The sequence below is a fragment of the Anaerolineales bacterium genome, from assembly GCA_037382465.1.
GTDB lineage: Bacteria > Chloroflexota > Anaerolineae > Anaerolineales > E44-bin32 > WVZH01.
On record JARRPX010000017.1, the window covers coordinates 27,207 to 39,099 of the forward strand.

General features: G+C 58.7%; 11 protein-coding genes. 9 read left to right on the forward strand and 2 right to left on the reverse strand.

Features of this window, described 5'->3' with window-relative positions; all coding sequences use genetic code 11:
- Window positions 1-39: 39 nt before the first annotated feature.
- From P8Z34_06400 to P8Z34_06420, 5 genes are read left to right on the forward strand one after another with little or no spacing between them, the layout of a single operon-like run.
- On the forward strand, window positions 40-726 hold the full coding sequence (locus tag P8Z34_06400; GenBank protein ID MEJ2550293.1) for a methylenetetrahydrofolate reductase C-terminal domain-containing protein: 687 nt from the start codon (window positions 40-42) through the stop codon (window positions 724-726).
- An 18-nt stretch (window positions 727-744) separates the two neighbouring features.
- Entirely contained in the window at window positions 745-1,734 is a 990-nt protein-coding gene (locus P8Z34_06405) for a methylenetetrahydrofolate reductase (GenBank protein ID MEJ2550294.1), read from the forward strand.
- Window positions 1,735-1,744: 10 nt separating this feature from the next.
- Entirely contained in the window at window positions 1,745-3,139 is a 1,395-nt protein-coding gene (locus P8Z34_06410; protein ID MEJ2550295.1) for a heterodisulfide reductase-related iron-sulfur binding cluster, read from the forward strand.
- 47 nt (window positions 3,140-3,186) lie between these two features.
- Window positions 3,187-3,801 (forward strand): hypothetical protein, encoded by a 615-nt coding sequence (locus tag P8Z34_06415; protein ID MEJ2550296.1) that lies wholly within the window; start codon window positions 3,187-3,189, stop codon window positions 3,799-3,801.
- Window positions 3,802-3,820: 19 nt separating this feature from the next.
- Window positions 3,821-4,600: a carbon monoxide dehydrogenase accessory protein CooC gene (locus P8Z34_06420; protein ID MEJ2550297.1), complete on the forward strand. Its 780-nt coding sequence runs from the start codon at window positions 3,821-3,823 to the stop codon at window positions 4,598-4,600.
- A gap of 90 nt (window positions 4,601-4,690) precedes the next feature.
- Here the strand turns inward: P8Z34_06420 and P8Z34_06425 are convergent, their stop codons facing one another.
- The gene (locus P8Z34_06425) at window positions 4,691-6,841 is read right to left on the reverse strand and encodes an aldehyde ferredoxin oxidoreductase C-terminal domain-containing protein (GenBank protein MEJ2550298.1); all 2,151 of its coding nucleotides are present in this window, start codon (window positions 6,839-6,841) and stop codon (window positions 4,691-4,693) included.
- Between the two features lie 559 nt (window positions 6,842-7,400).
- On the opposite strand from P8Z34_06425, the gene P8Z34_06430 reads away from it, so the two are divergent.
- From P8Z34_06430 to P8Z34_06445, 4 genes are all read left to right on the forward strand, one after another.
- Window positions 7,401-8,264, forward strand: coding sequence for a substrate-binding domain-containing protein (locus tag P8Z34_06430; GenBank protein MEJ2550299.1), 864 nt, complete (start codon window positions 7,401-7,403; stop codon window positions 8,262-8,264).
- Window positions 8,265-8,385: 121 nt separating this feature from the next.
- A complete protein-coding gene (gene pstC, locus P8Z34_06435) occupies window positions 8,386-9,369 on the forward strand; it encodes a phosphate ABC transporter permease subunit PstC (GenBank protein ID MEJ2550300.1) in 984 nt (327 codons plus the stop codon).
- A gap of 11 nt (window positions 9,370-9,380) precedes the next feature.
- Window positions 9,381-10,229: a phosphate ABC transporter permease PstA gene (gene pstA / locus P8Z34_06440; protein ID MEJ2550301.1), complete on the forward strand. Its 849-nt coding sequence runs from the start codon at window positions 9,381-9,383 to the stop codon at window positions 10,227-10,229.
- 17 nt (window positions 10,230-10,246) lie between these two features.
- Window positions 10,247-11,017: a phosphate ABC transporter ATP-binding protein gene (locus P8Z34_06445; GenBank protein MEJ2550302.1), complete on the forward strand. Its 771-nt coding sequence runs from the start codon at window positions 10,247-10,249 to the stop codon at window positions 11,015-11,017.
- A gap of 26 nt (window positions 11,018-11,043) precedes the next feature.
- On the opposite strand, the gene P8Z34_06450 is transcribed toward P8Z34_06445, so the two are convergent.
- Window positions 11,044-11,712 (reverse strand): YggS family pyridoxal phosphate-dependent enzyme, encoded by a 669-nt coding sequence (locus tag P8Z34_06450; protein ID MEJ2550303.1) that lies wholly within the window; start codon window positions 11,710-11,712, stop codon window positions 11,044-11,046.
- Window positions 11,713-11,893 lie beyond the last annotated feature (181 nt).

Consider the following 11,893-nt stretch of genomic DNA (forward strand, 5'->3'; position numbering starts at 1 on the left):
AAGCGTGCGTAAACGCTCCGGCATCAGGGAGAGTGAAGTATGATCATCGCGGAACAAAAACCATTGGAGGAGATCAAGGCCTTGATCGCCGACGCCAAAGACGTGCTGGTCGTCGGCTGCGGCACCTGTGTGACGGTGTGCTTTGCCGGCGGCGAGAAGGAAGCCGGCATCCTGGCCAGCAGCCTGCGCATGTCGACCAAACTCGACGGTGGGCCCAAGGCCGTGGAGCACGTCACCGTGCAGCGCCAGTGCGAATGGGAGTACATCGACCCCATTGGCGAACGCGTCGATCAGGTGGACGTGGTGGTTTCGATTGGATGCGGCATCGGCGTGCAGGCACTCGCCGAACGCTTCCCCAAAGCCGTCGTCGTCCCCGGATTGAACACTTCGTTTCTGGGGCTGCCCACCGAACAGGGCGTGTGGGAGGAACGCTGCGCCGCCTGCGGCGAATGCATCCTCGGTCTGACGGGCGGTATCTGCCCCATCGCCCGCTGCGCCAAACAACTGCTCAACGGACCCTGCGGAGGCTCGCAGAACGGCGTCTGCGAGATCAACCCGGATACGCCCTGCGCCTGGCAGTTGATCTACGACAAACTAAAGGATCAGGATCGCCTGCACCTGCTGACAGAAGTACAGGGTCCCAAGAACTGGTCCACCAGCCGCGACGGCGGTCCGCGCAGAATTACCCGCCAGGATCTGCGTCTCGCAGCCGAAGAGTCTGAGTAGGCGAGAAGGAGTGAAGCCATGACAAAAACATCGAGCAACGGTTACAAATCCGGCTCTCGCCTGGAACGCCTGCTGCGCGCCGGTGAATTCGTCGTCACCGGCGAGTTGGGCCCTCCGCAGGGCGCCGACGGCGGCGTCATCCGCGAGAAAGCCGCCCTGTTGAAGGGCGTGGTCGATGCCACCAACATCACCGACAACCAAACCGCCATCGTACGCATGTCATCGATCGGCGCCGGCACCATCGTGGTCCAGGAAGGCCTGGAACCGATCATCCAGATGACCTGCCGCGACCGCAATCGCCTGGCGATCCAATCCGACCTGCTGGGCGCCTACGCCCTGGGAATGCGCAACGTGCTCTGCCTGACCGGCGATCACCAATCCTTCGGCAATCACCCCACGGCCAAGAACGTCCACGATCTGGATTCCGTGCAGCTGATCCAGATGGTGGTGAAGATGCGCGACGAGGGCAAATTCGAATGCGGCGACGAGATGAAAACTATCGAGCCGCGCTTCTTCGTCGGAGCGGCGGCCAATCCCTTCGGCGACCCCTTCGAATACCGCCCCTACCGCCTGGCGAAGAAAGTCGCCGCCGGTGTGGATTTCATCCAGACGCAGTTGATCTACAACATCGAGCGCTTCGCCGAATACATGCAGAAAGTGCGCGAACTTGGCTTGCACGAGAAGGCGTACATCCTGGCCGGCCTGGGTCCGCTGAAATCCCCCGGCATGGCGCGCTACATGCGCGATCAGGTCCCGGGCCTGGACGTACCCGACATCTACGTCGACCGCATGACCGAAGCTGCGAAGGGCATCGACAAAGCGGACAAGAAAGCCCGCACCCAGGCCTGGCGCGAGGAGGGCATGAAGATCACCATCGAGCAGATCCAGCAGATGCGCGAGATCGAAGGCGTTGCCGGCGTGCACGTGATGGCCATCGAATGGGAAGAAGCGGTCAAGCCGATCGTCGAGGGCGCAGGCCTGCTGCCGCGTCCGGAACCGGCGAAGTAGGGAGATGCCTATGGAAACCAAACTCAGCACCGATCTGGCCGACCGTATCCGCGAAGCCACAGGCGAGAACGTGTTTCTCTGCTATCACTGCGTGAAATGCACCTCTGGCTGTCCCCTGATGGAACACTTCGACATGGGCCCCAATCAGGTCATGCGCGCCGCGCAGTTGGGTATGGAAGACCTGATCTTCGAGAGTAAATCGCCCTGGCTGTGCGCCTCCTGCCAGACCTGCACCACGCGCTGCCCGCAGGGCATCGATATCGCCCGCGTGATGGACTTCATCGTCGGCGAGGCGATGGCCAAAGGCATCAAACCCAAGGTGCCCGAAGTCGCCCTGTTCAACAAGGTATTTCTGCGCGACGTCGACCTGCTGGGCCGTTCTTACGAACTGGGCCTGATGGTAGAAATGAACATGCGCACCAAGCAGCCTTTCAAGGACGTCGACCTGGGGCTGGATATGATCAAACACGGTAAGATCGCCTTCCTGCCCTCGGTGATCCGTAAACGCAAACCCAAGACGAAAGAATCCCCGCCGGAACGGGAGGCCAACGAGGTCGGGTATTACCCCGGCTGCTCTTTACATTCCCTGGCCAGGGAATTCAACCTTTCCGCCCTGGCGACACTGGAAGCACTCGATCGAGTGCCCGTAGAACCGAAGAATTGGATTTGCTGCGGATCTTCGCCCGCCCACCGTGTGGACCACGAACTTTCGGTGCAGCTGCCGCTCGAAAGCCTGGCGCTGTACGAGATGGAAGGCGTAAACGAAGTCACCCTGCCCTGCGCCATGTGCTTCAACCGCTTCAAGGCCGCGGCGCGCGAAATGCGCCTCGATCCTGAATTGAAAAAAGAGGTCGATCGAGAACTGGGTTACGAGTATCAAGACAGTCTGGCGATCTCGTCACTTTTGGATTACGTCGTCGAGAATGTCGGTCTGGAGGCCGTCGCCGAGCGTGTCGAAAAGCCGCTGGAGGGGCTGAAGATCGCCTGCTACTACGGCTGCCTGCTCACGCGCCCTCCAGAAATCACCGGCTCGAAGGAACCCGAATACCCCATGGCCATGGACCGTTTGATGAAGGTCCTGGGTGCAGAACCCATCGACTGGGACCGCAAGGTGTCATGCTGCGGCGCTTCACTTTCCCTGACCGCCACTGAGATCGTGCTCGAGATGAGCGCCGAGATTCTGGAGAACGCCCGCGCCCGCGGCGCCGATCTGCTGGCCGTGGCCTGCCCGATGTGCCACGCCAACATCGACGGGCGGCAGGCGCAGATGGATATCACGCAACCCACGCCGGCGCTGTACTTCACGCAGCTCATGGCGCTGGCTTTCGGCATGCCTGAAGAAGCCGCGCTGAAGTTCAACATGGTAGACCCACGGCCGCTGTTGAAAGAGCGAGGTTTGCTATAGACTACCTGCGCACGACGCAACGCTCCATACGCAGAGCCCACACCAGGATGGTCCTGGCGGCCAGGGAGCGCAAGACGAACGTATCCTCCCGGCTGCGTGAATTGAAGCTGCCGCGGCGAAGCCGTGAGCGGCCGCCGATTGGCGAGAGCTTGTGGCAGTTGGTCGACCGCTGGCAGTTGAGCAACTTCATTCAGCGTATTTCATCACTCCAATCCGAAACCGGCGAACGCGGGCCGCTGCCGTTCATCATCCTGGCCGAGACCGGCCAGGACGTACGAACGTGTTCCAACTGCCGCAACTGCGAAAGTTGGATGGCCCCCGGCATGGATCTCACCTTCGGGGAAATCCTGCGCGCCGCTGCGCGTGACGATCCGCTGGCGCTGCAGAATCGTTCCCTGTGGAACTGCGACGACGCCTTCACCGACGGCATCTCCTGCCAGGAAGGTTTCGACATCACCGCCGTGATCCGCACGCTGCGGCGTGAAGCGAAGCTGCGCGGCTACCACAAGCATTTTTACCGCCTGCGCGCCCTGCGCTCGCGCATCCGCGATATCCCCAACTGGCGGCCAACGACGCCATCCTGGAGCGTCCCCAGCTTCGACCGGGAGCGGATAGAATCTTTACGAGAGAAGCTGGAGAATTTAGGCCGCTTCAAATCATAGATCGATCCGAGGAAACGCAATGAAAATCGCCATCACCGGAAAAGGCGGTGTGGGCAAGACCACACTCACTTCACTGCTGGCCTACGCTTACGCCGAAAAAGGCTTCCAGGTCCTGGCCATCGACGCCGACCCGGCGCCCTGCCTGGCCGACGCGCTGGCCTTCCCGCAGGAACTGCTGGAGGAATTGACCCCCATCGCCCGCATGGACGATCTGATCTACGAACGCACCGGCGCGCAGCCGGGCACAACCGGCGGCTTTTTCAAGATCAATCCTCGCGTGGACGACATCCCCGACCGTTTCTCGGCCGTGCATCGCGGCATACGCTTGCTCGAAATGGGCGCCGTCGAGCTGGGCGGTTCGGGCTGCATCTGCCCCGAGAGCGCTATTCTGCGTGCCTTGACCACTTACATTCTGCTGCAGCGCAACGAAGTCATACTGCTCGACATGTACGCCGGGGTCGAGCACCTCGGCCGCGCCACGGCCTCCGCCGTGGACGCCATGCTGATCGTGGTCGAGCCCACGAAGCGCAGCATGGGCACCGCGGCGCAGATCAAGTCGCTGGCCGAGGACATCCGGCTGAAGAATCTCTACATCGTGGGCAGCAAGGTCCAGGGGGAAGAAGACGAAAAGTTCATCGAGGACAACAGCCCCGGGCTGCCGGTGATCGGGTATTTACCCTACGATCCTCACGTGCGCCAGGCCGATCGCGAGGGCACGGCGCTCTACGATCTGTCACCCGAATTGGCCAAAGCCACGCAGGCCATCGTGCAGGCGCTGGAAGTAGGCCGTGAGGATTAGAAACACTCTCTGGGACGGAATGGCTAAGTCTCGAGGATCGGGAAAAAAGACGCCCGGACCGGGCGTCTTTTCGTCACGTCTCACGAGAGTCTATTTATGCTGCTCGATCAATTCGACCACGTCCGGGAAATCGATGCCCAGCTGTTTGACGATCTCCAGTGTCGGCACGCCGTCCTTGTCCCAGCCGCGGCGCTCGTAGACGGCGTCCATCAACTGCTCGTAGCGCGCCTCTCGCTGTGCGCGCAGTTTGGCCATCTTCTCCTCGGTCGATAGCCCCTCGATGCCGATCCCCAATTCCTTGAGCTGCCCGTCGTAGCGCTCGGCGCGCGATTCGTACTCCTCCACCGTCACCGGACCCATGGCGCGGTAGGGTGGATAATCGTGCCGGCGCGTGCCGAAGCCCAGCTTCAAATTGAAGATGCGCTGGAAGTTGTACACACGCTCGGATTGACGCACCAGATCCTCTCCGGTCACCGACGTGCCGGTGAGTCCCTCGTAGAGCCAGGTGTAGTTCTCGACGTGCTCGGGGACCTTGCCGGGCTCGTCCGTCTCGGCATTGTTCTCCGGCGTGATGTCATTCCAGGGCAGCTTGCACAACCCGTGCAGGCTGAACCAGGTGCGCCACATGGGGAAGTAGTGCAGCGCTTCGGCCTTGTCCTCGAAGGTCGGAAACAGTTTGTGAATCTGGTCCATGAAGATCAACCAGGCCTCGTCGTGCTGCGCGCCTTTCAGCGTCATGGCGTAGCCGCCCTGCTGCGCCAGCGATTCCTTGGTGACGTACTCCGAGAATTCCAGGCCTTTGTTCTCCATACCGATGTCCTGCAGATAATCGGGATCGGCGCCGAAGTTATCGGCGAAGTACTTTTTCATGTAGCGCACGCCCTGTCCGATGACGGCGCCGAAACCCTCGCCGTTGGCCATCTGGTGGATCAGCTCGAGTGCCGCTTCGGCGTCTCCCCATTCCAGGGCCAGGCCGCCGGTGTGTTCCTCGGTGAGGACGCCTGCGGCGTAACACTCCATGGCAAAAGCGATCGAATCGGCCAGGCTGATCGTGTCGATGCCGTAGGTATCGGCGTAGAAATTCATCTCGATGATCGCCAGCGGGTCGAATACCCCGATGTTAGAGCCCAAACCGGCCACGGTCTCGTACTCCGGCCCGTCCACGATCACCACCTCGCCGGCGTACGGTCCCGTACGCAGATGGAAATGGTCCACGGCGTGCGCGCAGGACAGCGTGCAGCCCACCCAGCAGCCGTCGAACACGTCCTGGGTGAACGTCGATTTCCACACCGTCGAATCGATCTTCGGCGACTCGGGATGCGAACCGAAGCGGAAATTGTGCACCGGCAGCAGGTCGAAGTGATCCATGATCTCGACCAGGTAAGGCGTGCCAATCTTGCGCATCTGGTTCTGCGCATCGTCGAAGGCGATGATCTCCTTGTTGATGCGCTCCCCAGCCTTATGGAGCAGCGCTATGTCCGCCGGGTTGTTGCTCGTGCTGTCCAAATCGCTGTAGCGGACGACGATTCCTTTCAGTTTCTTGTCGCGGAAGACGCGTCCCGTCCCGCCTCGCCCGGCCTGCTTCACCCGCATCTCTTTTCGCTGCGGATCGTACCAACTTACGTTGAGGCAGGCGTAGCGGATGTGACGCGCAGCCTGGCCCGTCGATATAACGGACAGATTCTTCTTATCCCGATCGTCCTGCGCATACATCCCCGCCAGCTGCTCCCCGAGGAGATGGGTGTTCAGCTCCTCCAGCGGGGCTTCCTCGATGGTCACCCTGCCCGCATCGCCGTCGATCACGACGATGACATCCTTCTCGGCCTTTCCGCAGATTTCCAAGGCATCGAAGCCGGAGAATTTCAGGTAAGGCCCAAAATGGCCGCCGACGTTGCTGTCGATCACCGAATGGGTCAGCGGGGAGATGGTGACCACCGTCGATTTCCCCGATCCGGGATAGGTCGTGATGCCGCCGATCGGGCCACCGGCGATGACCAGCGCGTTCTCGGGATCGTCCCAGCGCGTGTCCCCATCCACCGCGTTCCACAGCAGCCGGAGGGCGAAACCGCGCCCGCCGGTAAACACGTCCTTCATCTGCTGCGTCACGGGTTTTTCGGAAATAGCGTTGGTGGAAAGATCGATCGCCAGCGTGCGGTTGGCGTAGCCGTGCTCTACAGGTCGTTTCTCGTACTCATATACAGCCAACCTGCGGTGTGCGGCTTTGATTTTTTCCAATTCCATTACCGTCTCCATTACCACCTCCGGCAGTTTGCAGTGACGATCTTACATTCTATTGTACATTGTCTTGCCCACTCAATTCTTCGTGTTTTCGATGTGGCCTTTGTCATTTTACGAGTAATCTCACCACCTTTGGGTGCGAAACGATCCCAGCCATTAAGGCAGGCGGATCTGAATCCTCGATCGCCGCGAGGTTTGGCCCGTGCTTGTTACCCTTTTGTTACGGCCCTATCACCTTTCCTGTTATCCACTCACGTGAAAATAAGGTGGAATCCGGCCGACAAACAGGTCGGCTTTGCTTTCAATTCACCCGGGTGAACAACCGTTATTGCACGCGGCGAATACCTTATGTTATTGCTGCAGGCGGCTTGGGAACCCGAATGATCTGCGAAGGCAACGAACCCAACAAATCTGAGTGAGTGCCTTGGACGAGGCACACGAATAGGGAAACGTCACAATGATCGCTTCAGCATGCAGACGTTGGTTAGGTCTATGTTGCGTCTGTTGTTTATTCATCGCCAACTGCGCCACTACCGCGCCGCAAGAATTCGATGAAGATGCCGTGAAGGGCACCATCACCATCTCCGGCGCCTGGGCGCTGTACCCCCTTATGGTCCGTTGGAGTGATGAGTTCCAGAGTATTTATCCGGATGTGCGCATTGACGTCTCTGCGGGCGGCGCAGGGAAAGGCATGTCGGACGTCCTCGCCGGCGTCGTAGACATCGGCATGGTTTCCCGGGAAATCTATCCCGAAGAGATTGAGAAAGGAGCATTCTGGATCCCCGTAACGAAAGATGCCGTCTTTCTCACTGTAAACGCGGGGAATCCGGTTTGGCAGGAGTTGCGCCGGATGGGATTGACTCGGGAGCAACTCATTGGAATCTACATCACTGGAACGATTACCAACTGGGGACAACTGGTAGATCGGCCCGAGGTAACCGATGCCATCCATGTTTTCACGCGGTCCGACGCCGCCGGTGCGCCGGCAACCATTGCAGAGTATTTCGGCGGTCTACAGGAGGATCTGCTGGGTATCGGCGTGTATGGGGACCCAGGACTGCTCGAAGCCGTCATTCAGGATCCACTCGGTATCGGCTACAACAATTTGAATTATGCCTTCGACACCGACACCGGGCTGCCGGTTCTCGGCGCCCAGGTGATTCCGTTGGATCTCGACCAGAACCGTCAAATCAACGAACAAGAAACGCTCGACACGAAGGAACAAGCGATAGGCGCAGTTTCTACCGGAACTTATCCTTCCCCGCCGGCGCGCGAGTTGAATCTTGTGACTTTAAACCAACCCTCAGGACTGACGCGCTTCTTCCTCATGTGGGTCTTGCACGAAGGACAAGCATACGTCGGCGAAGCAGGATACGTACCGCTACTGCCGGCTAAACTTGAAGAAGCCATCGCGACCATCGAATGAAGGCGGGACAAGCGACCCCGGATTGAAAACGTAATGGGAAAGCCATTGTTCTCCTCCTCAGACCCCAACCAGTTTTCCCGCCATAACGATATCGCAACCGGCAACAAGTGAAGGTTGACCGATGCAGGAGATCCTGGAACAGACTCCCTCCCAACAAGATTTTCGAGCCCCGCGCTTCTCGATCGGCCTCGACCGGGTCGACGCTGACGACATTGCAAGAAGATTGACAGGGTTTCTCGCTTGGGCCGCCAGCTTTCTCGTGCCCATCATCGCCCTCGTACTGCTGCTCAGAGCATGGCCCATCCTATCCGCCAAGCCCCTAAAAGCAAATCTTCTTGGTACGAGCTGGCAGCCTTATCGAGGGATCTTCGGGTTTCTGCCCTTCATCGTGGGCACGATGTGGGTAACGATACTGGCCATGATCATCACAGTACCTCCTTCGCTGTTGACTGCGATTCACCTCGCAGAATATACCCCCTCACGTGCGCGCGCACTCATAAAACCCCTCATCGACTTATTGGCAGGAATACCGTCCGTGGTTTATGGGGTATGGGGCGTCCTCGTGCTGGTGCCGCTCGTCGAACACACCGTAATACCTTTCTGCAGCGTACATCTACGTTGGATTCCGTTCTTGAACAGCGAAAATCCCACGGGGTTTGGAGTCTTGTCGGGCGGACTGGTGCTAGCCGTTATGGTTTTTCCCATCATCATCTCCGTCTCCGAAGAAGTGATTCACGTAGTGCCCCAAGGTCTGCGGGAGGCATCTTTGGCATTGGGAGCCACCCATTGGCAGACGACCAAGCACATCGTCCTGCGCAAGGCACTCCCCGGGGTGGCGGCTGCTGTCGTCTTGGGCTTCTCACGGGCTTTCGGCGAAACCATGGCCGTCATGATGGTGGTAGGCAACATCGCGCAGCTTCCGCAATCGCTTTTTGACGCAGCCTATCCCCTCACAGCGCTGATCGCCAACAACTATGGAGAGATGCTTTCCGTGCCCATGTACGATTCTGCGCTCCTCGCCGCGGCCTTGATCTTGTTGGTCGTCGTCTTAATCTTTAACATCCTTTCGCGTTTGGTACTGTTGCGCTTGCATCGATATCAATAGAGGCAGACGGCATGAATCGACGAATGATCGAGGAGAAATTCTTCAAGGGCTTGATGTTCGCATCGTTGTTGATCGTACTCGGCAGCCTGGCGATGATCTTCCTGACGGTTCTCAAACACGGCTTGCCGGCACTGAATCTGGCGATGCTGACTCAGACGCCCAAAGGTGGATACTATCTCGGGAGGGAAGGCGGTATCCTCAACGCAATTGTCGGCTCCCTCTGTCTCGCGGGGGGAGCCACAATGATCGCCTTTCTCGTTGGTTTCCACGTCGCCATCTACCTGCATTTCTACGCCACGCGCAGACGAACAGCGGAAGTCGTGCGGCTCTCGATGGACGTACTCTGGGGGATACCCAGCATCGTCTACGGCGCCTTTGCTTTCATCTTGATGCTTTGGCTGGGAGTCCGGGCGTCGCTGTTAGGAGGCATATTGGCACTCGCTTGTCTCGAGCTGCCCATTCTGACCCGGGGTATGGACGAAGCCTTTACGATGGTACCGTCGGAATTGAAGGAGGCTTCCTATGGGCTCGGCGCCACAAAGATCGAGACGGCAGTGAAAGTAGTCATTCGCCAGACGGCCCCGGTGCTTCTGACGGCCACCCTCCTTGCTTTCGGCAGGGGTATCGGCGATGCGGCATCCGTACTTTTCACGGCGGGCTTTACCGATCGGCTGCCGGATTCGCTTTTCCGGCCGGCAGCGTCGCTGCCACTGGCGGTTTTCTTTCAACTGGCAACTCCTTTCCCCGCCGTGCAGCAGCGCGCCTACGCCTCCGCACTCGTACTTACGGCACTCATCCTTGTCATCAGCGTCTTTTCCCGCGCCCTGGCAAACAAGATGAAAAAACATATCATTCGCTAGGAAAGAGGCAAACGACAATGGCTCACTTACGGGTACGAAATCTAAACGTCTGGTACAACGATCAACATACACTACGAAACCTGTCCTGCGAGATACCGGATCGCGGTATCACCGCCATTCTCGGACCTTCCGGATGCGGGAAAACCACGCTGCTCAAAAGCCTCAACCGCCTGTTGGAAGAGACAGAGAATACCCGCATCACGGGAGAAGTATTTTTAGATGACAAGAATATATATCACCCAGAAACGTGCGTAACGGAACTGCGAACCAAAATCGGATTCCTTGCCCCCAAGCCGTTTCCACTTCCCATGTCGATCTACGATAACGTCGCCTATGGTCCACGCGTACACAGCCGCATTCCCGGAGAAAACGGTTCGAAAAAAGAACGACTCGACGAAATCGTCGAACGCAATCTGCGTGCCGCCGGCCTCTGGCAGGAAGTACACGACCGGCTTCGCTCGCCGGCATCCCATCTATCCACGGGTCAACAGCAGCGTCTGTGCTTGGCGCGGGCTCTCGCCGTTCAACCGGAAGTGCTTCTGTGTGACGAACCGACGTCGGCCCTCGATCCAATTGCAGCCCAGCGAATCGAAGCTCAACTGATGGCATTGAAAGAGGAGGTGACCATCATCGTCGTAACCCATCTTCTGCGTCAGGCGCGCCGCCTTGCAGACCATATTCTCGTACTATGGATGGGCGAATTGATCGAGCACGGGTCCAGTGCGCAGGTGTTCAGCCGACCGATGGACGAGAGAACCAATGCATACCTGGCAGGGGACATCGGATAACCTGCGCTTCCGCCGCCGCTTGTTCGCTAACGACGTCCAAACAACCTGGTTCCGATACGCACGATATTGGCGCCTTCGTCCAACGCCACTTCGTAACTGTTGCTCATTCCCATGGAGAGGTAGCGCATGGTGACATTGGGCAACGTCATATTCGACAGGCGGTAGAAAATCTCCCTGGCTTGCTGGAAGTACGGCCGGGCAAGCTCGGGATCGCCGAAGCGCGGCCCCATGGTCATCACGCCGAGTACACGCAGGTGCTCGAATTGAGACATTTCCTCAACGAGTTTATCGACGTTCTCCGGCATCACCCCCGTTTTGCTGCTTTCGCGCCCGATGTTGACTTCCACCAACACCTGCATGGTCCTGCCACAGTTCGTACAGTGCCGGTTGAGCGCCTTCGCCAATCGAACCGAATCGACGGTCTCGATCAAATCGAATGTGGCTGCCGCAATCTTCGCCTTGTTGCGCTGCAAATGGCCGATCATGTGCCACGTCGCGGTATCTCCCAACGCTTCGACCATCGGTTCCGCTTCTTGAACGTAGTTGTGGCCGATGTGTGTTACGCCGGCCCGAAGTACGGCTTTGACCTCGTCGATGCTTCTACCCTTCGCCGCGGCGACGAGAATCACGTGCGGGGGAATCGTCTCGAGTAGATTGCGTGCGTTTGCGGTTATCCCGGCTAAATCTGTTCCCATACCCCACTGCCAACATGCACATGAAATTGAACGGAGTCGGATGTCGTTCACCTTCCAATGAGCCTCTGCACAGCGCGAGACCGATTGAAATTTAACTCCCATCGGAGCCCGTCCACGAACCGATGGGGGCTACATCTATTATAGCCTTGACCTCATACACTATGCGACTCGTTGGTAAAAC